Source organism: Eisenbergiella tayi (assembly GCF_001881565.1).
Taxonomy (GTDB): domain Bacteria; phylum Bacillota; class Clostridia; order Lachnospirales; family Lachnospiraceae; genus Eisenbergiella; species Eisenbergiella tayi.
The window spans coordinates 198,051-218,640 of record NZ_MPDJ01000003.1 but is presented as its reverse complement, the minus strand read 5'-3'; the positions used below and the strand labels follow the sequence as shown (position 1 = coordinate 218,640).

Here is a 20,590-nt window from a genome sequence, read left to right as displayed (position 1 = left end):
ACATTTCAAAGCAGAAAAAGGAGCCGATATGAACACATTTCATGGAAGTGATCTGGAAAAAATAGAACAGGTTTATGGCATCAGGAAGGAAGAAATCACAGGCTTCGGGGCCAATGTAAATCCCCTGGGGCTCTCCCCTTTCCTGAAGGAATATCTGGCCGGGCATCTGGATGTATTATGCGCTTATCCTGATCGGAATTATACCGCTCTCCGCCGTGCCATATCCGCCTACACAGGAGCTCCGGCTGAACATATCCTCGTGGGGAACGGCTCCACGGAGCTAATTTCTGCCGGTATCCAGGCCGTCCATCCAAAGGATGCCGTTGTCCTTGGCCCCGCCTATTCGGAATATGAGCGGGAGCTTTCCCTTGTGGGGAGCAGGATGCATTATTATGATCTGAAGGCATCGGAGGATTTCCATCTGGATGTGGAGGATTTGGAAAAATTTATTACCGAAGACATTTTTTCTCATGATACGGACACGATTCCCGGCAAAAGCATCCCCTGCCTGCCGCAGCTTCTGGTTCTGTGCAATCCCAATAATCCAACCTCCAGCGCCATAACAACAGAGCAGATGAAACGCCTGCTGTCGCTGTGCAAACGTAATGGCATTCTGGTCATGGCCGATGAAACCTATGCGGAATTCGCCCCCTGCCTTTCCGATATCACCACCATTCCGCTCACTGAGAGCTATGATAATCTGATTGTCCTGCGGGGCGTATCCAAGTTCTGGGCCGCTCCCGGACTTCGCCTGGGATATGCCGTCACCGGGAACCGGAAGCTTCAGGAACAGATAAACGCCGCCAAAAATCCCTGGACCGTCAGTTCCCTTGCAGACGCCGCAGGCCAGGTTATGTTCACGGATACCGAATATATAAACCGGACACGCCGCCTGATCCGGGAGGAGAGGGAATACTGCGTCTCCTTCCTTTCAGAACTCCCCGGCCTGAAGATATTCCCCGCATACGCCAATTTCGTCCTCGTACGGATACTGAAACAGGGAATCACTGCCGGTGATATCTTTGAAGCCGCGATCCGGAGAAAAATGATGATCAGGGACTGCTCCAGCTTTCACAGCCTTGATGAAAGCTTTTTCCGCTTCTGTTTTATGAGACATGAGGATAATGTAAGGCTTATGGAATGTATAAAGGATGTGATTGACGGCAGTTTTATTTCTGCACCTTTTTCGCAATAATCCGCTCATAAGCATGCTCATGATGGATATCTCCCGGATGGCTGTCCGTAAACGTACCTTCCTCGTGATGTACGATTTCCCATCCGGCATATTTAGCGGGCAGTTCCCCCACATCAAAAAGGCTGTGGGTAAAAGGCGCATTGTCAGGTGTGGCAGGAAGCCGGTTTGTGAAAACTCCAATCACATGGAAGCCTTCTGCTTTGGTATGCACCTGCATATCCCGTATAAATTTATCGCGTACCTCTTTGACAGGAAGATGCAGTACCCCGTGGGAAAGAATCATGTCATACTCTTTTTTAAATACAAATTCTCCCAGTTCACAGGTAAAAAAGGTGACAGGGATCTTTTCATGTTCTGCTATTTTTACAGCCTTTTTTATTCCATTTTCTGAAATATCAAAAGCTTCCACTCTGTTTCCCAGCTTTGCCAGAAAAATGGAATTCCTCCCCTCCCCGCAGCCCACATCCAATACATCTGCATTACGGGGAAACATTTCATAAAATTCTTCCACATCCACCGTAGGCCCCTTGGAAAAAGTGGAAACCTCATAATCCGAATAGCTCTGTTCCCAAAACGGTTTGTCCTGCATAAGCTTTTTCTCCTTTGTCTTTATATTAATTTTTGATAAAGCTCAAAATTATCCAGGCCGAACTCTCCATATCCCAAATCAACAGTATCTATATAGCGGAAGCCATATTTTCTGTAAAGGGAAATGGCCGGTGTATTCTTTTCATATACATCAAGACGGATGGCCTTTATCTTCTCCTCCCGGCTTTGCTCCAGTGCGAATTCCATCAGCCTTTTTCCTGTGCCGTTTCCGAGATAAAGGGGATGGACTGCAAAGGTATGTATTACAAAAATATCCTTATATTCTAAATCCACATGCCAGTCCGCCTTTTCATAAGCGGCTTCCGGCTCATGGCTTAATATAATGCTGCCCATAATCTCCCGCTCATTTCTAAGCACATATAAGTTCTTTTCCTTAATCCCTTTTTCCGCATCCTCCCGCGCAGGATAAATGCCTTTTCTCCATCCGGGATAATTGACATGCTGTTCCAGATAGTCATTCAGGCTGTCATAAAGTCTCCCCATTTCATCAATATCCGCTGCTGCCGCTTTTTCTATCCAAGTCTTCATATCCGGTTAGCTTCTCCTCTTTCATCATAGATCGCCGAAGTAAAGCCAGGAGTGCATCTGTACCGGCAATCTTCCGTACTTTTTTGCTGTTTTTCCCCGCCTGTTTCCTGATATCAAGTATAGCAGGAAACAGGCGGCATAGCAATTATATCCGCAGCAGCTCCTGGCTGCAGCTGAAGGCCGTCAGAACAGCCATACCTTACTTCCTGACTCCGAAAACTAACAATTTACTATTGACATTTTATTCATTCTGCATTATTGTATTATTATAGTAATACAGATTAAGAATAAGGAATCACAGAAAGGAATGATGATATGGCATGGAACCTGGATTCAGATCGCCCCATCTATGCACAGCTTCTGGAGCGTATCCAGCTTCAGATCGTGTCCGGCATATATGCTCCCGGCGATAAGCTACCAAGTGTAAGGGATTTGGCTGCCGAGGCCAGTGTTAACCCGAACACAATGCAGAAGGCCTTTGCCGAGCTGGAACGCAGCGGCCTGATTGAAACCAAACGAACCAGCGGCAGATTCGTAACGGAGGACAAAAATATGATTACACAAATTCGGACTCAGCTGGCAAAAGAAGAAATTAATGCATTTATCGCTAAGATGAAAGAGCTGGGCTTTGAGAAAAAGGATATTATCACATTACTCTCAGCTGCTGCAGAGGAACCCGAAAATACAAGGAGGGAGCTCGCATGAATGAACTGGTAACTATTACCGGCCTGTCCAAGACCTATGGTCATTTCACAGCGCTGAATAATATGAACCTGGTTATTCCAAGGGGACGTATTATTGGTCTGCTGGGCCCCAACGGCAGTGGCAAAACCACCTTAATCAAGCTGCTGAACGGCCTTCTGACCCCTGCTTCGGGGCAGATTCTGATAAACGGCCATACGCCCGGAGTTGAGACTAAGGCCATGATTTCCTATCTGCCGGAGCGCAGTTACCTGACAAGCAACCGCAGGGTAGAGGATTTAGTGGAATATTTTGTAGATTTTTATGATAACTTTAATAAGGAAAAAGCACTGGGTATGCTGGAAAGCCTTCATATCGATCTTCATGCCCGGCTGAAAACCCTTTCCAAGGGCACCAAGGAAAAAGTACAGCTTGTACTGGTTATGAGCAGGGATGCCGACCTGTATATTCTGGATGAGCCCATTGCCGGCGTGGATCCGGCTGCGAGGGATTTTATCCTGAAGACTATCATCGGCAATTATAATGAAAATGCAACGATACTTCTTTCCACGCATTTAATATCCGATATTGAAGCGATTCTGGATGACTGCATCTTTATCAGGGACGGTCAGGTTATGCTATGCTCCTCTGTGGAAGAAATCCGCGAAACCTACGGGAAATCCGTAGACAGCTATTTCAGGGAGGTGTTCGCATGCTGAAAAAATTACTGAAACATGAATGGAAAGAAACCTGGCGCATACCTGCGCTGGCCTGTGCACTCATGATCATACTCACCCTGGTATCCGTCATATGTTTTACCCGGATGTCGCCTCCCGCAAATGCCGACGAACTGAATGCAGGCGCATTTGTACTGATGATGTTTTATGTTCTCACCATAAGCTGTGTCAGTGTGGTTGTCAGCATTTATATAGCGGTGCGTTTTTATAAGAATCTGTACACCGACGAAGGTTATCTTATGCATACTCTTCCGGTAACGCCCAGACAGCTGCTCGTTTCCAAGCTCACGGTTGGATCCTTATGGAGTTTTCTTGTTACTGTCCTGACACTGTGGGCTGTGTTTTTAATTATGATTTTTGGTTTACCTGTCATGGTTAAAGATGATTTAAATTTGTCATTTACCCTGCTGGTGAATTATGCGAAGGAATATTCCCATGCACTCTTCGGAATGTCCCTGCCCGTTTTTACAGTATTTATGTTCTTTTATTTCCTCATATCAGCAGTAAGTAATGTACTGATTGTATATGGCGCGGTTTCTCTGGGACAGATGTTCTCCAAGCATAAGGTAATGGCTTCTATCCTGTGCTATATCGGTGTTACTATTATAATCCAGACCTTGACCTCCCTGGCTATGACCCCTTACCTTACGAAAATGGTCGTAACCCACGTCGGCAACTCAACCAGTCTTGAAATACCGGAATTTATGGGAGCTTTCATGCGAAATACCTTTATTTTCAGTCTCGTGGCATGTGTTCTTACCGGCATCGGCTGCTACATTCTTTCCGAGTACCTGATGAAAAAGCAATTGAATCTGGATTGATAAACAGTATAATGAAAAAAACAGGCGGGAAATCATTCCAAATTCCGCCTGCTTTTTTTGTCCTGTCCTTTGGAACCTGCCGGAAATTCCTGCATATACTAAACGTAAGTAACAATCGTGAGGCTACCGCACATATGGCAAAAAAACTACATGCCGCGCAGACCACTGACAGTCCCTACGCCGGCGGGCTGAAAATCAGCATTACATCCACCGAGGGACAGATTCCCATAGAAGGCGCAACCGTATCCATCGCTCTGACTGAATCACCTGATGTGATCTTAGATACACTGACCACAGATGCTTCCGGTCAGACCGATGTGGTCGAGCTGCCCGCGCCTCCCCTGGATTACAGTCTGTCACCTTCCGAACAACGACCCTATTCCGAATATAATATTACAGTTGAAGCACCCGGCTATGAACCGGTGGTGGTAGAAGGCTCAGAAATCCTTCCGGATGTTCTTTCCCTGCAGCCCATCGCCCTGATCCCCGAGGCAGTACCGGGGCAGGAGGAAGACATCGTCATCCCCGATCATACCTTATACGGAGATTACCCCCCTAAAATCCCCGAAGCCGAGATAAAACCCGTGGATGAAACCGGCGAAATCGTTTTAAGCCGTGTGGTTATCCCGGAATATGTAGTGGTACACGACGGAGTTCCCACCGACTCCTCTGCGCCCAATTATTATGTACGCTATACGGATTACATTAAAAATGTGGCTTCCTCAGAAATTTATGCCACCTGGCCGGAATCCACCATTTATGCGAACATACTGGCTATTATGTCCTTTACCCTCAACCGTGTTTATACGGAATGGTACCGGAACCAGGGATATAATTTTACCATTACCTCCTCTACTGCCTTTGATCAGAAATGGATTTATGGCAGAAATATTTATGAAAACATCAGCTACCTTGTGGATACCATTTTCGCCAATTACCTCTCCCGGCCCGGCGTGCGCCAGCCCATCCTGACCAGCTATTGTGACGGCCGCAGGGTTAACTGCTCAGGCTTAAGCCAATGGGGTTCCAAATATCTGGGAGACGAAGGCTACAGCGCTATGGAGATCATACATTATTATTATGGCAGCGATATGTATATCAACACTGCCGATGCCATCAGCGGTATCCCCTCCTCCTGGCCCGGCTATACCCTGACTATAGGCTCCTCTGGCGCTAAGGTACTGCAGATGCAGGAACAGCTTAACCGGATCAGCCAGAATTATCCCGCTATCCCTTATGTAGCCGCAGACGGGGTTTACGGACAGCAGACAGCGGATGCGGTAAAGGTTTTCCAGCGGGTTTTCGGCCTTCCCCAAACAGGGGCTGTGGATTATCCCACCTGGTATGAAATTTCCAGGATATTTGTGGGCGTTTCCCGGATTGCCGAGCCGGACTGACCCCTTATCCCACTTTTTAAACAGCCTTCTTCGAGCCTCCTCCTTATCCGTCCAATCTTCTGCTGACTGCAGGGGATTGGACCCTCTCAGCAGCCGCCGGGGTACTTCCGCAGCTGCCTGTGGGGATAAAGGCGGCACGCAACGATTCCAATCGATGCGTGCCGCCGCTTTCTTATTCTTTTCTTTTATTCTTATTTTCTCATTCTTATTTTTCTTCTGCCACTGCCCGGAAAGCTTCTTCCAAATCCTGAAGGATATCATCAATATGCTCCGTTCCCACAGAAAGCCGGATCGTGTTGGGACGGATTCCCTGCTGTCTTAGCTCCTCTTCGTTCAGCTGCCCATGAGTAGTGGATGCGGGATGGATTACCAGAGATTTAACGTCAGCCACATTAGCCAGAAGAGAAAACAGCTGAAGATGGTCAATAAACTTTTTAGCCGTCCTATCGTCTCCCTTGATTTCAAAGGTAAAAATGGAACCTCCTCCATTAGGAAAATACTTGGAATACAGGGCTTTCTGGGAAGCATTCTCCGTTACAGACGGATGATGGACCTTTTCCACCTGGGGATGGGACGCCAGATAGGAAGCTACCTTCAAAGCATTGGATACATGCCGTTCCACTCTCAGAGAAAGCGTTTCAAGTCCCTGCAGAAAGAGAAATGCATGAAAAGGGGAAAGGGTGGCTCCGGTATCACGCAGGAGGATGGCCCGTATCTTCGTTACAAAGGCCGCAGGGCCTGCCGCCTTCGTAAAGGAAACGCCGTGATAGCTTTCATTTGGCTCCGTAAGAGAAGGGAACCTGCCGGAAGCCTCCCAGTCAAAGGAGCCTCCTTCCACAATAACTCCTCCTACCGCCGTTCCGTGCCCGCCGATAAATTTAGTAGCCGAATGGACTACAATATCCGCGCCATACGCTATGGGCTGCACAAGATAAGGAGTCGCGAAGGTATTATCCACCACCAGGGGGAGCTTATGGGCATGGGCTATGCGGGCAATCCCTTCGATATCCACCACATCGGAATTCGGATTCCCCAGTGTCTCCAGGAAAACAGCCTTCGTATTTTCACGGATTGCACCTTCCAGCTCTTTTTCGTCAAAGGGATCAACAAAGGTAGTTGTCACCCCGAAATCAGGAAAGGTATGTGCCAGAAAATTATATGTACCGCCATATATGTTCCTGGCCGCCACAATATGATCTCCCTGATGGGCCAGATTCTGAAAGGTATAGGCAATCGCCGCCGCTCCCGACGCCACGGCCAGAGCAGCGCTTCCGCCCTCCAGAGCCGCCATCCTCCGTTCAAATATATCTTCCGTAGGATTGGTCAGTCTACCGTATATATTACCGCCTGCGGAAAGGGCAAATCTGTCGGCAGCATCCTGGCAGTCATGAAATACATAGGAAGATGTCTGATATATGGGAACAGCCCTGGCATCCGTAGCCGGATCCGCCTGCTCCTGTCCCACATGAAGCTGTAATGTTTCAAACCTGAATTTTCTTTCCGTCTTTGTGCCCATAATGTCTCTCCTTCCTGCCTTCGCAGTATCCAATCTCATTGTTTACAATTCCTATTGGATTAGTATATTTTAATTGATTATAATAAAGAGGCCTTTATTTGTCAAATACTTTTTTGGAAATTTCTGCATGCTGCCATTCATGATTCCTGAGCCATGAAGTGTTATTATATGAATTGACAAAAGAGAGATTTAAGTGTATAGTGTGTATTATACACATGCACACTTGGCAAACCGGTTGCCGGAAAGGTGTAAATTTCATGAAAATACTGATTTCTAACAGTTCCGATCAGCCTCTGTATATGCAGATTAAGGAACAGCTGAAGGATGCCATTTTGCGCGAAGAACTGAAAGACGGGGACAGCATGCCCTCCATACGGCGTTTTGCCAATGACCTGGGGGTCAGTGTCCTGACGGTACGGCGGGTTTACGATGAGCTGGAGGCCGAAGGGTATCTGAAGCAGCAGGTAGGCATCGGCACATTTATTTCTGCGGCAAATATGGAGCTGCTCAGGGATGCCAAACGTCATCTGGTGGAACTGAAGATGCAGGAAACCCTTCAGACAGCTTCCGGGCTTGGCATTCCGCTCAATGAACTGCATGATATGCTGGATATTCTGTACGACGATATCTGCAAAGGAGACGAAGCAAATGAATAATATTATAGAAGTAAACGGCTTAAGCAAACATTACCCTGACTTTTCTCTTTCCGAAGCCAGCTTCACCGTTCCGGAAGGCTGCATAACCGGTTTTGTAGGTGCCAACGGTGCCGGCAAAACCACCACGCTCCGTGCCATTCTCGGACTGCTGGAACCAGACAGCGGGGAAATCCGTCTGTTCGGCGAACCAGTCCCTTCTTCCAAAAAACAGGCTTCTTCCGAGGGGCGCAGGAGTTCTGACAGAAGGGCCCTGGCCGATCGTATCGGCGTGGTTCTGGGAGCAGGCGCCTTTTATGAAGGCCTCACCGTTTCCCAGATGAAACAGATCGTTGCCGGCGCATATTCCCAATGGCAGGAAAAGGAATACCAGGAGCTGGCCTCCCGCTTCAAGCTGAATCCATCCCAGAAAATAAAAACCCTTTCCTCCGGTACCAAAATGAAGCTTGCACTGGCTTTTGCCCTGTCTCACAGAGCTGAACTGCTGATCATGGATGAACCTACCAGCGGGCTGGATCCTCTGATAAGAGATAAATTTCTTTCTCTCATCCGTGAATTCATGGACAAGGGGGGCAAGGGTGTCCTCTTTTCCACCCATATCACTTCGGATCTGGATAAATGTGCGGATAACATTGTTTTTCTCCATCAGGGGAAAATCCTTCTGGAAGAAGATAAGGACATTCTGCTGGATAAATGGCGGCTGGTGAAGGGCGGCCTGTCTTCCCTCACGGAAGGCAAAAAGGAATTCCTGAACTGTCTGAGAACCACGGATTACGGCTTCACGGCCCTTATTGATGATCCGGAAAAAGCGAAACAGCTTTTCCCCGATGCCCTGCTGGAACACGCCTCCATTGAAGATATCATGATCGCCCTGTGCGAAGGGCGCACACCGCCCCTGTCAACTGCCGGAAACAACGCCGAAAGGAGGATGACTTCCTCATGAAACAATATACCTCTCTGTTAAAAAAAGACCTGTTCCTTATGGGGAATTACCTTTTTTTCATCCCCGCCATTACTTTCGTACTTCCCTTCTTTTATTATTGGCGTCTCCCGCAATACGCCGAACAGAAGGGCACGGGCCTGCTGATTCTTATCATAGCCTCCATATACAGTGAATTCCTTGCCTATGAGCAGATTTTCCTGAAGGATGCGGAATGCCCGAGGGCTCTCTCCCTGCTCTGCGCCTCCCCTTATCGGAGAAGTGATATTATCATCAGCAGATATATTCTTTTCTGCCTGGTGTTTGCGGCAACCGCGATCATTTATACAGGGCTCTCGCTGGTGTTGGCGGCCTCTTTCCGCCTTTCCCCGCCGGAATATGCCGTCGCATTCTTCCTGAATGCCCTTCTTTTCAGTATCCTGACTCCGCTTCAGCATCTGTTCGGATTTGAAAATTCCAAATTCGTGCTCGTAATCATTATCATGGCCTCCTGTTTTCTGCTGCCCCTTCTGCTCAAAACCGATCTGCTGGAGGCAAACTGGCTGAACGGGCTGCCTGTCCTTCCTGCTTTTCTGTTCCTGCTGCTTTTGAGTGTAATCCTGTTGATCCTTTCGGCCGGCATTACCGTAAAAATATTCCAACGAAAAGAACTGATGTGAAAGGAGCACGATATGAGTCACCCAGTCAACCAGCTCTTTTATGTGCTCGGGGTCCTGTTTTTATTCCTGATACTTATGGAAGCTATCAATCTTATTGCCATACAGCCCCGCGCCCGTAAAACGGTGGCTACCGTCACCAAAATCCGTCTCCGGTCCGCCGAAGACAGCCGCCATGCCGGACCTTTTTCCGGGGAACAGAAAAGAAAAAGGAATATGGCCTATGTTACCTATAGTGTGGATAGCCGCAGTTATTTTTCCCAAAGGGAAATCCCGGTCTCTGCCGATAAGGATATCGGCAGCCAGGTCACCGTATGGTATGCCGTTCTTTTTCCGGATACCCTGATAGATCCCCCTTCCTATGTAAAGCTCGTCCTCTTTACCCTGCTGTCCCTGCTGATGTTTCTTGCCGGTTTCTTAATGTAGCCGTTAATTACCGTATTTTTTCGTTAAAATATTTCAGTCATAAAAATCCCGGCGGTATCTGCCTTAAACAGGCTCATACCGCCGGGATTTATATCTTTACAGGAGAACAATCTTCTTCTGCCTTTTTACTGTGTCAGAGCGACCATAATGTCATTGGAACGGTTCACGAATTTAGTCATCGCTTCTCCGTCCAGCGGTCCCTGCTGCAGCTTGGCAAGATCATACAGCTGTTCACAGATAAGGGTTTCATTCTTATTATCCTTATCATCCTTATGATCCAGAACATACTGAACAAGAGGATGGCCGGCATTCAGCACCAGGGTTTCCCCTTCACCGCCGAACATGCCCATATCCATACCGTTCATGGCATACATCTTCATCATATCCTGCATTCTTCTGCTCTCTTCAGAAATTGTGAGTACAGAAGAAACCTTTTTATTTTTAAGCTTTTCGATCTTAACCGTAAGCTTCTCGTTCTTTAATGCCTTGCGCACCAGCTTCTGAATTTCTTCTGACTGGGCTTCCAGCTCCTCCTGTGCTTTCTTGGAGGTTTTTGCCTTGAAGGTATCTGTCAGATCCGCATCGATTCTCTGGAACTTGATGCCCTCATTCTTCATTTCCAGCTGATTGATAAAAGGCTGGTCAATCTGATCCGGAAGCACGACAGCGTCCATCTTAGCCTGTTTGAACATATTTACATACTGGCTCTGCACCTTTAAATCCGTTGCATAATAGATGGTTTTTTCTTTCTTCTCTTCCTCGCTGTTTTCACCTTCTTCAGAAGAAGCTTCTTCTTCCACTACCTCTGCTTCTACCTTTTCGCCGTTTTCATCAACAGCAGTGTTTTCAGCTTCATCCGGATCTACCTTATTTACTTCCAGGCAGTCAGGCAGGGTCATATACTTGCCGTCCAGATTCTTGAACAGGATGTAATCTGTCATCTTCTCACAGAACTTATCATCCTTCAGACAGCCGTATTTTACGAAGGGACTGATATCATCCCAGTATTTTTCATATTCTTCCCTGTCGGTCTTGCACATTCCGGCCAGCTTATCCGCCACCTTCTTGGTGATGTAATCGGAAATCTTCTTAACAAATCCGTCATTCTGCAGCGCGCTTCTGGAAACGTTCAGCGGCAGATCCGGGCAGTCGATTACGCCCTTTAAGAGCATAAGGAATTCGGGAATGACTTCTTTAATATTGTCGGCGATAAATACCTGATTGTTATACAGCTTAATGGTTCCCTCAATTGATTCATATTCCATATTAATCTTGGGGAAATACAGGATTCCCTTCAGGTTAAAGGGATAATCCATATTCAGGTGGATCCAGAACAGGGGCTCTTTGTAATCCTGGAAAACCTTGCGGTAAAACTCTATATAATCTTCCTTGCTGCACTCGCTGGGGTTCTTTGTCCAAAGAGGATGGATGTCATTCATCAGGGAAGGACGTTTTTTGATTTTCAGCCGTACAGGCTTCTCTTCCTCCTCTTTATCATCTTCCTTCTTCTCAGGCTGGATGGTTTCCAGAACCTCATCCGTATCCAGCTTCACGTTCTCGTCGATGGTCTGGGTTTCCGGTGTGTTTTCCCTGGACAGGAAAATTTCCACAGGCATGAAAGAACAATATTTCTGAATGACTTCGGAAGCCTTGTACTCATTGCAGAACTGCAGGCAGTCCTCATTGAGGAACAGGGTGATCTGGGTACCTACCTGATTCCAGGTACCGTCCTCCATTTCAAATTCGGTGCCGCCGTCACATTCCCAATGTACCGGAACCGCGCCTTCCTTAAAGGAAAGAGTATCAATATGCACCTCATCGGCTACCATGAACGCGGAATAAAAACCAAGTCCGAAATGGCCGATGATCTGATTATCATCTGATTTATCCTTATATTTTTCAATAAAATCCGTAGCGCCGGAGAAGGCGATCTGATTGATATATTCTTCCACCTCATCCGCAGTCATACCGATACCATTATCAATAAATTTCAGGGTCTTTTCCTCGGGATTCACAATAACCCGTATTTCAGGCTTATAGCCTTCCGGAAGGGAATACTCTCCCATCACATCCAGCTTCTTTAACTTCGTAATTGCGTCGCAGCCATTGGAAACCAGCTCCCTGTAAAAAATATCGTGGTCAGAATACAGCCACTTCTTAATAATAGGGAAAATATTTTCGCTGTTAATAGACAAGCTGCCATGTTTCTCTGCCATAATTCATCACATTCCTTTCTTTTTTCTACGGACCTTCTTCTTTTGTTTTGTCCGCTTTTCACTCTAGGAATAAGTGTACTTCCAACTTTCTGAAAAGTCAATAGAAAATTAGCACTCAATATAATTGAGTGCTAACAATGGCTTGAAACCCCTTAAAATAGCTGGATTGCTTAATTATAAATTTTTTATAAAATGAAACAAAGCCTTATTCCAACTCGCATTTACTCCATAATTCTATACTGGAGCAGCTCATATTTCAACCTGGTTCCCTCTCCCGTTTCCGGCGGCAGAAGCGCCCTGGCCACCAGCTTGAGCTCATCACTTTCCTCATCTGTCCGCCTTAAATTAGCATAATCACCATCCAGGCTTTCCACCACATACTCAAAGGTTTTCATCTATAGCCTCCTTATTGATAATATGTCCATGCATCCCTGCGTGGTGCCCGCTTATGTCCTTTTTCCTTCCGCAGGCTCTCCGTAATGCCGGCAGCCGGATCAGGCTATGGAAAACTGAAAGGGCCGTTCTAAACACGCCGGTCCTTACGCTGCGTTTTTTGCAGCGTTAGTACCGCTGCGTGGTTAGCCGAGCGAGAGCATGCCCGCTCAGTTTCCATAGCCTGATCCGGCTGCCGGCATTACGGAGAGCCTGTGGAAGGAAAAAGGGCATAAGCGGGCACCGCGCAGGGATGCGTGGACGGCTTTACTGCTGTCCGAAATATTCTTTATAGATATCAAAAAAGCTGCTGGTTGTCACCTGGTCATCATGGATCAGGGCAACGGATTCCCATAAGGGTTCATTCAGGTTTTTAGCCAGGGAATTCACGAAGCTGTCGTATTCCTGTCCGAATACCTCATCTTTGCGCTTTTCCACTATTTTCAGCTTGTTCCGGTCCGTTTCTTCCCGGTTAAAGGTGCTGATGCATTTGATGATTTCATATCCTCTGGAGGTTTCCACAATGCCGCTGATCTCATCATTTCCCAGATTAAAGGCGGCGTTGGCGAAGGCCTGCTCCTGTTCTCCTTTGCCGAAGGACAGTGTTCCCTGGGAATCATCGCTGTATTTCTCAATCAGCGCTTCAAACGCCTCTCCCTCCTGAGCGGCGCTTAAGACCTCCTGTGCCTTTTGATAGCATTTGGTCTTTTCCTTATCCGAGTAAGGAGAAATGGTCCCGTCCGCATTTTCGGTCACTGTCTTTATGAGAATATGCTGTACGGTGATCGTTCTGGCTTCGTCATCACTGATCTCCGGATTGATGTCACTGATAATCTGCCGGTACACCTTATCCGCCAGGGCATAATCCCGGTACATGCTTTCGATCAGCTGCCGGTTCACTTCCATGGCTTCCCGTTCACGGTCGTTCAGCGAAGCATAATACTCCTCTGCTGCTGCTGCAACCATCTCCTCCTCCTGAGGGGTCAGCTGAATTCCTCTTCTGTCCGCAAGAAGGGTCATAGCCTTGATCTGAGAGATTTCCGCAAGGACCTTGTTCTTGAGCTTATCCGAAAGCCCTTCCTCTCCCTCCTTCACTTCCCAGATCCGGGGGCCGTATACCCCTTCATAGGTATTCTGCTCCGTCGTCAGATAGACCATCAGCTCCGGGAGGGTGCAGGAAGCGTCCTCCAGCCGGAATATTTCATTATGCCGGAAACCGGTAGTCAGAACCAGCTTCACCGGTTCCTGTTCACTGCAGCCGGACAGCGGCAGCGCCAGGCTGACTGCCAGAAGACAGGCAGCCAGTTTTACTTTCATTTTATTCATTCCTTATTTCCCATACTCTGCAAAATGCTTCTTGCCACGCTGATGCCGTTGGCGGAGGCCTGCTGCAGGCCTCTTGTAACGCCCGCGCCGTCGCCGATAGCACGAAGCCCCTTTATACTGGTTTCAAAATCCTTATCCACCACTACTTTATTGGAATAGAACTTTACCTCCACCCCGTAAAGCAGAGTTTCATCACTTGCAATGCCCGGTGTTACCTTATCCAGGGCTTCTATCATTTCCGCGATATCCACCATGATCCTGTGAGGGAATACGAGCGAAAGGTCACCCGGCACCGCATCCTTCAGGGTGGGGATCAGATTGTTTCTGCAAAGCCGTTCTTCCGTTGTCCTTCTCCCCCGCCTGAAATCACCGAAGGTCTGTACCAGGATCTTTCCTCCGCAGAGCATATTGGAAAGCTCCGCAATTTTACGTCCGTATTCAATGGGCGTGCTGAAGGGCTTTGTAAAATTCTTGGATACCAGAAGGGCGAAATTGGTATTGCTTGTTTTATAATCCTGGGATTTGTATGCATGGCCGTTTACCACCGCCAGGCCTCCCTCATAGTATTCCGTAGCCACTTCCCCGGAAGGATTGGTACAGAAGGTACGCACCTTATCATCAAAGGTAGGCGTATAGAAAATCAGCTTCGCCTCATACAGATTTTCATTCAGGAACTGCATCACTTCATCCCGCACTTCCACACGCACGCCGATATCCACCGTACCAGGCGTGGTGGCAATACCGATCTGGGCACATTTGTCTTTAAACCAGTCGGCGCCCTCCCGTCCTACCGCAGATACGATTTCATCCGCCAGATAGGTGTCACCCTTATCCGTGACAATGCCTGCCGCGCGGCCGCCTTCCACCAGGATTTCCTCCACCATTGTGTGAAACATCATCTCCACGCCTTTTTCCGCAAGCGCGTCCTGCAGGCGGGAATAGATCTTATAGCCTTCTTCCGTCCCCAGATGCCTTATGGGACATTCCACCAGCTTCAGGTTGGCATTAATGGCCTCTCTGCGGATTTCACGGATTTCCTTTTCCTTATCCATACCATAAACCCTGGTGTCGGCTCCATATTTTAAATAGATGTTATCGGATTCCTTAATCAGTTCTTTTGTCTGTTCATAGCCAAGGATTTCCGGCAGATTTCCTCCCACATCGGGTGACAGGGAAAGCTTACCGTCGGAAAATGCCCCCGCACCTGCAAACCCTGTAGTGATGGAGCAAGGCTTACAGCCCACACACACCTTTGTTTTCCGTTTCGGGCAGGTCCTCTTCTCAATGGGACGGCCCTTTTCCACCATCAGCACCTTTAAATCTTTATTTTTCTCCATCAGCTCATAAGCACAGAAAATACCTCCCGGCCCTGCACCGATTATAATCACATCATATTTTTGTTCCATAAAACCCCCTGTTCCGTCCCGGAAAACCCTGTTCCGGCACACTGTCTTTGCCGGGTTCATTATACCCATTTTACAGGCTAAAGTCAATTCTGCCGGACATATCCGGATACAAATAAAAAAGTGCTTGCCGCCTGAGGCAGCGGATTCATTCCTGCGGGTGCGTTTTCCTTGCCGCCGCCATGGTCCTTCCCGGAAGCCATCCCCGAACAGTCAGTGATTCCTGAAAGGGGCGTCTGAAAACGCCAGTCCTTACGCTGCGTCTTCTGCAGCGTTAGTACTGCTGCGTTTTCAGCCGAGTGAGAACGTCCCCTGCAAGGAACACTGACTGTTCGGGGATGGCTTCCGGGAAGGACCATGGCGGCGGCAAGGAAAACGCACCCGCAGGAATGAATCCGCTGCCTCAGGCGGCAAGCACTTTTTTACCTACCGGACATGGCTGCCTGTATTTTTCTTTTCAATATAAATCTGGCTGGCAATCCTTTCCTGAAGCTCGGGCACATGGGAAATGATTCCTATCATACGGTCGCTTTCCACTAAGCCCATCAGCGCTCCGCAGGCCTGATCCAGCGACTCCGTATCCAGCGCGCCGAAACCTTCGTCAATGAACAGCGCTTCCACCCGGATGCCTCCGCTTTCCGCCTGGATCACATCGCTCATTCCCAGCGCCAGGGCCAGCGATGCCTTAAAGCTCTCTCCGCCTGAAAGGGTCTTCACCGAGCGGTACTTTCCGGTATAGTAATCCATCACCCGTATTTCCAGGCTGTCCTTGCTGCGGCCGTCACCCGCCTCTTCCACTCTGGACAGCTCATATCTGCCGCCCGTCATACGGCGCAGGCGCAGATTGGCCGCTTCCAGGATATCTTCAAAGTAACCGGCCAGCACGTACTGTTCAAACACCAGTTTCTTGGCATTGTTTCCGGATGCCATATTATCCAGATCCCTTATAATTCCGTAGGCCTTCTCCTTCTTTTCCATGTCCTTTTTCTTTTCCTTAAGAAGGCCATAGGTGCGGGCGGCATCGGACGCGCCGATACTCCAGCGGGTGCGCATGCTTTCTTCCCTTTTCTTTTCTTCCAGAAGACTGTTCCTTTTGTCCAGGAAGGGGGCGGTATCCGTTTCTTCCTTTCCCTTCAGTTCCTCTTCCATATGCGAGCACAGTTCTGCCGCCGCTCCCAGTTCCAGCCGGTACCGGGCGATTGCCTCCGAAAGATTTTTTCTGTCCGTTTCCTCCAGGACCGCCTCCTGATAAGCCTCCGGCCCTGCAAAACCGCCCTTTTCAAGGGCTTTTTCCCAGCTTTCCCTGGCGGCCGCAAGCTCCTTTTCCAGCCTTGCCTTATCTGCGGACAGGCGTTCTTTGTTCTGCCTGCGTACCTCAAGTCCCTTTATCAGACCGGTATAGAGTTCCGCCTGTTCCCGGACTTCCTCTCTGTTATGGATAGAAGCAAAGGAAACCAGTTCTTCGGAAAAGGATCCCCTCTTCTCCAACAGGGCATTTTCCTCATCGGCCAGTTGGCGGTTCTGTTCCGCCTGTCCTTCCGCCTCCGCCCTGGCTGCCGCCGCCTGTCCGTGAAGGGCGGTAAGTCTGGCTGCGCTCTGATCATACGCCTCCTGAAGCCTGTTCAGCTGTTCTTCATCCGGCACATCCTCACCGGTGCCTGCCACATGCGGATGCTCCAGCGAACCGCAGACCGGGCAGGGCTTTCCCTCTTCCACCAGCCGGGCCGCAAGTCCGATAACTGCCCGGCGGTAACGGCTCTGGGCCTCCGTCAGCTCATGCTGCCTGTCTGCGGTCCGTTTCTCCTGTTCCAGATAATCCTGCTGGTGGCAAAGCAGCTTCTTCTCCAGCTGCTTCTGTCTGTTAAGCCCTGCCGCCTTCCTTTTTTCCAGTTCCTCCATGGACTGGCTGAGATCATAATAAGCCAGAAGAAGATCCCTTTTTTCATAGATACCGCTGCATTCCTGAACAAGAGCGACTTCCCGCCTGATTGCCTCTTCTTCTTCCTTTTCCTGCCTTTCCAGCGCATAAAGCTGTTTTTCCACTCCGTTTACCTGCTGGTATTCCGCGCGGATTTCAGCCGCATGCTCTCCTCTTTTCAGCCGCTCTTCCTTCTGTGCCATATCCCCGGACTGGCCTTTAAGCGCCTCAAGCCTTGCTTTTGTTTCCCTCAGCTTTTGAAATGCCTTCTGATCCGTTTCGGCCTGCTGGATTCTTTTTTCAAGCTCCACCATTTCCTGATCCAGCTTTTCCAGCCTTCGGGCCGCTTCTTTTTCTTCCCTGCGGCAGTCCTTTTCCAGCGCCTCCAGCCTGTCCATAAGCTGTTCATAGGGATGAGCTTCCCCTGAGGTGAGTTCCTTCCATATTTCATCCTCCGTATGGAACTGGCGGACATCCTCATCCATACGATGACGGTATTCCATAACCTCTTTATACAGGGTGTTGGCCTCATCCCTGAGCACCGACGCAAACCGGTCATAAAGGGCGGTGTCAAAGATTTCCCGGAAAATCCTTGTCTTTTCTCCCGGCGATGCGGTAAGAAGGCGGGCGAATTCTCCCTGGGCAATCATGGAAATCTGTTTAAACTGACGATAATCCAGCCGCAGTATTTCCTGGATTTTACGGGTCACCTCTCCGCTGCCTTCCATAACGGAACCGTCCGGAAGCGTCAGCACCGCCTTTTCCCGTTCCTTGGTCATGGCCTGTCCCCCGTTTTTCCGTTTCTTGGGACGCATGTACTCCGGATTCCGGTAAATCTGATAAAGGAGGCCGTTATGCATCATAGTAAGCTCCGCATAGGTGGGAGTATCCGCATCCGCAAAATCGCTCCGCACACTGTTTTTCTCCCGGATCTCCCCGCTCATGCTGCCGTACAGGGCATAGGTGATCCCGTCAAAAATTGTGGTCTTTCCCGCACCGGTCTGGCCTGTTATCAGAAAGATCCCTTTTTCCGACACCTTCGTAAAGTCAACGGTCTGCTTGTCCCGGAAAGGACCCCAGCCGCATAATGTCAACGTTATTGGTTTCATTCCTGCTCCACCTTTTTCACCGTTTCTTCCGTCACCTTTTTCCTGGCTTCATCCATTTCGATTCCCCGCACCAGCCCGTAAAAATCCGCGAACAGCTCCGCCGTGCTTTTCCGGCGTATGGCATGCCGTTCCTTAACCGTCTGCCGCGCTTCCTTTTCCCTTTTGGCAAGTATGATCTGACAGATGTTTGGATAGACGCTGCGCAGTGTGCCTATTGGATCTACCAGTTCCTCTTCGTTTGTCAGGATCGCCTGGATATAATCCTCCGCCCGGCTGCCTTCCTCACCGCCCTTTTTCAGCAGCTCTTCCAGCGTTCCCTCCGCCTTCCTGAGGGCATGCAGGGGAAGCAAAGGACGCTGGTTCACGGTTACCTTCCCCTTTTCCCCCAGCTCCACCACATTTATGCTTTTCACATGGGCGCATTCCGAAAAGCTGTAAGCCAGAGGCGCTCCCGCATACCAGACATTATCCTGCCCTATTTTCTGGGGCTTATGGATATGCCCCAAAGCGACGTAGTCAAAGGGGGCAAAATGACCGGCGTCCACGTTGTCGATTCCGCCCACATGAATCGTAGTCTCCGCATCGGAAAGCTCCGGTTCCTTATCCTGAAAGGTCACAAAAAAATGGCTGATCAGGACATTGCGTTCCCCGGGATCGATCCTGCCCTCTTTCCCTTCCTCTTCCAGTACCGCTCCCACCGCTTCATCCGCCGTCCTGGCTCCTGCCACGGCAGGGCGGACAAATGGAAAGAGGAAAAAATTTACCGGCCCGAAGGCATCCTGCAGCGTCACTTTTTTTAACGGAGTCCGGAAGGAACCTGCAATATAAAGCCCCTGCTTCTGCAGGATTTCCTCCCCGAAGCCAAGCCGTTCCGGCGAATCATGATTGCCGCTGATTAACAGCACGGGAATTCCTTCCTCCAGCAGGGAGGTCAGGAAGCTGTCCAGAAGCTGTACCGCCTCTCCGGGGGGCACCGCCCGGTCATATACGTCGCCCGCAATGACGAAGGCATCCGCTTTTTCTTCCCTCGCTGCCGCCAGCAGCTGATCCAGAATAAAACGCTGATCCGGTATCAGGGAAAAATCACTCATCGTTTTTCCAATATGGAGATCCCCTGTGTGTATCAGCTTCATTCCTTCTCTCCTTCCTCCCGGGCAGCGGTGCACAGCAGCTCCCCTTCTCTGGAATACCAGCTGAATCCGTCCGTCAGCACATAATCCTCGCCGCCCTGAATTGCCTGTATAAAATCTTTATCGTCCGACAGCTTTCGCGCGAAGGCGGTGCCTCCCCCGAAAATATTGGTGCTGTGCACGTCTGATCCTGCCGTCATCACCAGCCCATGTTCCTTTGCATAAGTCCGGGCCTTTCTGTCATAATCTCCGCTCTTGTGGGATGCGCTAAGAGGGCTTGTATGCGTCGCATTCATTCCCTCCGCTCCGTCCACGAATTCCGGAAAAAGCCTGATTTCGGGAATATACGCTTCCTCACGGAACGGATGGGCATGGATCACCATCCCTCCGTCTGCCTTCACAAGACGGTACTGCTCCTCAACTCCCGCTTCCCGGATTTCCGGATGGGCGGCCAGCCACTCCGGGGACAGGCCGAAAATAAGGAACTCGGTTCCCTGAAAGCCGGCCTCCCAGCCAAAGAAAACATCCAGGCCAATCCGTTCCCCTTCTTCCTTTGCATCCAGGAAGCCTTTTGCAAATTCCGACACCCATGTTTCCCAGGGAAGCGAGCTGTCCGCCGCCGTATTTCCTCCCCAGTTGTGATCCGTCACAAAGATACCGGTATAGCCCGCCTTTTTGCAGGCATCCGCCATCTCCCGTCCCTCCGCCCTGCCGCAGAGGCTGCCCTGAGAGGTATGAAGATGTGTTTCATATAAATAAGAATAGGCTTCCTTTATTGATTCTACCGTCCATTTTGACATGATTGTAATTCTCCTTTTTCTGTAGTTACCGATGCATTTCTCACCTGTTTCAGTATATCATACTCCCGCTTTTTTTCCATCAGCAAAAAAACACTGC

19 protein-coding genes are annotated in these 20,590 nt (G+C 49.2%); 9 read left to right on the top strand and 10 right to left on the bottom strand.

The window, feature by feature from the left end:
* Window positions 1-28: 28 nt before the first annotated feature.
* The gene (locus BLA28_RS12265) at window positions 29-1,195 is read left to right on the top strand and encodes a pyridoxal phosphate-dependent aminotransferase (protein ID WP_069158967.1); all 1,167 of its coding nucleotides are present in this window, start codon (window positions 29-31) and stop codon (window positions 1,193-1,195) included.
* Here BLA28_RS12265 and BLA28_RS12260 read toward each other — a convergent pair.
* Window positions 1,170-1,784 (bottom strand): methyltransferase domain-containing protein, encoded by a 615-nt coding sequence (locus BLA28_RS12260; protein ID WP_069158966.1) that lies wholly within the window; start codon window positions 1,782-1,784, stop codon window positions 1,170-1,172. The two genes, BLA28_RS12265 and BLA28_RS12260, sit on opposite strands and share 26 nt — an antisense overlap.
* Before the next feature lie 20 nt (window positions 1,785-1,804).
* Window positions 1,805-2,332 carry a GNAT family N-acetyltransferase gene (locus BLA28_RS12255; protein ID WP_044973043.1) on the bottom strand — a complete coding sequence of 176 codons (528 nt, stop codon included), beginning with the start codon at window positions 2,330-2,332 and terminating at the stop codon, window positions 1,805-1,807.
* A gap of 315 nt (window positions 2,333-2,647) precedes the next feature.
* Between BLA28_RS12255 and BLA28_RS12250 the strand changes: the two genes are divergently transcribed.
* The 4 genes from BLA28_RS12250 to BLA28_RS12235 all read left to right on the top strand — a co-directional run bounded on the left by BLA28_RS12250 (window position 2,648) and on the right by BLA28_RS12235 (window position 5,968).
* Window positions 2,648-3,037: a GntR family transcriptional regulator gene (locus BLA28_RS12250; RefSeq protein WP_009250795.1), complete on the top strand. Its 390-nt coding sequence runs from the start codon at window positions 2,648-2,650 to the stop codon at window positions 3,035-3,037.
* Window positions 3,034-3,732, top strand: coding sequence for an ABC transporter ATP-binding protein (locus BLA28_RS12245; protein WP_069158965.1), 699 nt, complete (start codon window positions 3,034-3,036; stop codon window positions 3,730-3,732). Before BLA28_RS12250 ends, BLA28_RS12245 begins: the two co-directional genes overlap by 4 nt.
* Window positions 3,726-4,571 carry a hypothetical protein gene (locus tag BLA28_RS12240; RefSeq protein ID WP_069158964.1) on the top strand — a complete coding sequence of 282 codons (846 nt, stop codon included), beginning with the start codon at window positions 3,726-3,728 and terminating at the stop codon, window positions 4,569-4,571. The genes BLA28_RS12245 and BLA28_RS12240 overlap by 7 nt, the downstream gene beginning before the upstream one ends.
* 134 nt (window positions 4,572-4,705) lie before the next feature.
* Entirely contained in the window at window positions 4,706-5,968 is a 1,263-nt protein-coding gene (locus tag BLA28_RS12235; RefSeq protein WP_069159149.1) for a peptidoglycan-binding protein, read from the top strand.
* 205 nt (window positions 5,969-6,173) lie between these two features.
* Here BLA28_RS12235 and BLA28_RS12230 read toward each other — a convergent pair whose 3' ends face one another.
* Entirely contained in the window at window positions 6,174-7,484 is a 1,311-nt protein-coding gene (locus BLA28_RS12230; protein WP_069158963.1) for an O-acetylhomoserine aminocarboxypropyltransferase/cysteine synthase family protein, read from the bottom strand.
* A gap of 257 nt (window positions 7,485-7,741) precedes the next feature.
* Between BLA28_RS12230 and BLA28_RS12225 the strand changes: the two genes are divergently transcribed.
* From BLA28_RS12225 to BLA28_RS12210, 4 genes are read left to right on the top strand one after another with little or no spacing between them, the layout of a single operon-like run.
* Entirely contained in the window at window positions 7,742-8,140 is a 399-nt protein-coding gene (locus BLA28_RS12225; protein ID WP_009250802.1) for a GntR family transcriptional regulator, read from the top strand.
* A complete protein-coding gene (locus BLA28_RS12220) occupies window positions 8,133-9,080 on the top strand; it encodes an ABC transporter ATP-binding protein (RefSeq protein WP_069158962.1) in 948 nt (315 codons plus the stop codon). The genes BLA28_RS12225 and BLA28_RS12220 overlap by 8 nt, the downstream gene beginning before the upstream one ends.
* Window positions 9,077-9,736, top strand: a complete 660-nt coding sequence (locus tag BLA28_RS12215; protein ID WP_044963351.1) for an ABC-2 transporter permease — start codon at window positions 9,077-9,079, stop codon at window positions 9,734-9,736. The genes BLA28_RS12220 and BLA28_RS12215 overlap by 4 nt, the downstream gene beginning before the upstream one ends.
* 12 nt (window positions 9,737-9,748) lie before the next feature.
* A complete protein-coding gene (locus BLA28_RS12210) occupies window positions 9,749-10,159 on the top strand; it encodes a hypothetical protein (protein WP_069158961.1) in 411 nt (136 codons plus the stop codon).
* 125 nt (window positions 10,160-10,284) lie between these two features.
* On the opposite strand, the gene htpG is transcribed toward BLA28_RS12210, so the two are convergent.
* The 7 genes from htpG to BLA28_RS12175 all read right to left on the bottom strand — a co-directional run bounded on the left by htpG (window position 10,285) and on the right by BLA28_RS12175 (window position 20,493).
* The gene (htpG, locus tag BLA28_RS12205; protein ID WP_069158960.1) at window positions 10,285-12,375 is read right to left on the bottom strand and encodes a molecular chaperone HtpG; all 2,091 of its coding nucleotides are present in this window, start codon (window positions 12,373-12,375) and stop codon (window positions 10,285-10,287) included.
* Window positions 12,376-12,596: 221 nt separating this feature from the next.
* A complete protein-coding gene (locus BLA28_RS12200) occupies window positions 12,597-12,770 on the bottom strand; it encodes a hypothetical protein (RefSeq protein ID WP_009250807.1) in 174 nt (57 codons plus the stop codon).
* Between the two features lie 304 nt (window positions 12,771-13,074).
* The gene (locus tag BLA28_RS12195) at window positions 13,075-14,133 is read right to left on the bottom strand and encodes a peptidylprolyl isomerase (RefSeq protein ID WP_242877708.1); all 1,059 of its coding nucleotides are present in this window, start codon (window positions 14,131-14,133) and stop codon (window positions 13,075-13,077) included.
* The gene (locus BLA28_RS12190; RefSeq protein ID WP_069159148.1) at window positions 14,130-15,539 is read right to left on the bottom strand and encodes an NAD(P)/FAD-dependent oxidoreductase; all 1,410 of its coding nucleotides are present in this window, start codon (window positions 15,537-15,539) and stop codon (window positions 14,130-14,132) included. The genes BLA28_RS12195 and BLA28_RS12190 overlap by 4 nt, the downstream gene beginning before the upstream one ends.
* Before the next feature lie 423 nt (window positions 15,540-15,962).
* Window positions 15,963-18,563 carry an AAA family ATPase gene (locus tag BLA28_RS12185; protein WP_069158959.1) on the bottom strand — a complete coding sequence of 867 codons (2,601 nt, stop codon included), beginning with the start codon at window positions 18,561-18,563 and terminating at the stop codon, window positions 15,963-15,965.
* The gene (locus tag BLA28_RS12180; protein WP_069158958.1) at window positions 18,560-19,696 is read right to left on the bottom strand and encodes an exonuclease SbcCD subunit D; all 1,137 of its coding nucleotides are present in this window, start codon (window positions 19,694-19,696) and stop codon (window positions 18,560-18,562) included. Before BLA28_RS12180 ends, BLA28_RS12185 begins: the two co-directional genes overlap by 4 nt.
* Window positions 19,693-20,493, bottom strand: coding sequence for a PHP-associated domain-containing protein (locus BLA28_RS12175; RefSeq protein ID WP_069158957.1), 801 nt, complete (start codon window positions 20,491-20,493; stop codon window positions 19,693-19,695). Before BLA28_RS12175 ends, BLA28_RS12180 begins: the two co-directional genes overlap by 4 nt.
* Between the last annotated feature and the right edge of the window lie 97 nt (window positions 20,494-20,590).

Bases quoted from the DNA above. Each gene is read 5' to 3' on its own strand.
- BLA28_RS12190 (WP_069159148.1), bottom strand. From the start codon at position 15,539: ATGGAACAAAAATATGATGTGATTATAATCGGTGCAGGGCCGGGAGGT.
- BLA28_RS12180 (WP_069158958.1), bottom strand. From the start codon at position 19,696: ATGAAGCTGATACACACAGGGGATCTCCATATTGGAAAAACGATGAGT.
- BLA28_RS12260 (WP_069158966.1), bottom strand. From the start codon at position 1,784: ATGCAGGACAAACCGTTTTGGGAACAGAGCTATTCGGATTATGAGGTT.
- BLA28_RS12255 (WP_044973043.1), bottom strand. From the start codon at position 2,332: ATGAAGACTTGGATAGAAAAAGCGGCAGCAGCGGATATTGATGAAATG.
- BLA28_RS12210 (WP_069158961.1), top strand. From the start codon at position 9,749: ATGAGTCACCCAGTCAACCAGCTCTTTTATGTGCTCGGGGTCCTGTTT.
- BLA28_RS12240 (WP_069158964.1), top strand. From the start codon at position 3,726: ATGCTGAAAAAATTACTGAAACATGAATGGAAAGAAACCTGGCGCATA.
- BLA28_RS12225 (WP_009250802.1), top strand. From the start codon at position 7,742: ATGAAAATACTGATTTCTAACAGTTCCGATCAGCCTCTGTATATGCAG.
- BLA28_RS12220 (WP_069158962.1), top strand. From the start codon at position 8,133: ATGAATAATATTATAGAAGTAAACGGCTTAAGCAAACATTACCCTGAC.
- BLA28_RS12195 (WP_242877708.1), bottom strand. From the start codon at position 14,133: ATGAATAAAATGAAAGTAAAACTGGCTGCCTGTCTTCTGGCAGTCAGC.
- BLA28_RS12215 (WP_044963351.1), top strand. From the start codon at position 9,077: ATGAAACAATATACCTCTCTGTTAAAAAAAGACCTGTTCCTTATGGGG.
- BLA28_RS12200 (WP_009250807.1), bottom strand. From the start codon at position 12,770: ATGAAAACCTTTGAGTATGTGGTGGAAAGCCTGGATGGTGATTATGCT.
- BLA28_RS12250 (WP_009250795.1), top strand. From the start codon at position 2,648: ATGGCATGGAACCTGGATTCAGATCGCCCCATCTATGCACAGCTTCTG.
- BLA28_RS12265 (WP_069158967.1), top strand. From the start codon at position 29: ATGAACACATTTCATGGAAGTGATCTGGAAAAAATAGAACAGGTTTAT.
- BLA28_RS12245 (WP_069158965.1), top strand. From the start codon at position 3,034: ATGAATGAACTGGTAACTATTACCGGCCTGTCCAAGACCTATGGTCAT.
- BLA28_RS12185 (WP_069158959.1), bottom strand. From the start codon at position 18,563: ATGAAACCAATAACGTTGACATTATGCGGCTGGGGTCCTTTCCGGGAC.
- BLA28_RS12175 (WP_069158957.1), bottom strand. From the start codon at position 20,493: ATGTCAAAATGGACGGTAGAATCAATAAAGGAAGCCTATTCTTATTTA.
- BLA28_RS12235 (WP_069159149.1), top strand. From the start codon at position 4,706: ATGGCAAAAAAACTACATGCCGCGCAGACCACTGACAGTCCCTACGCC.
- BLA28_RS12230 (WP_069158963.1), bottom strand. From the start codon at position 7,484: ATGGGCACAAAGACGGAAAGAAAATTCAGGTTTGAAACATTACAGCTT.
- htpG (WP_069158960.1), bottom strand. From the start codon at position 12,375: ATGGCAGAGAAACATGGCAGCTTGTCTATTAACAGCGAAAATATTTTC.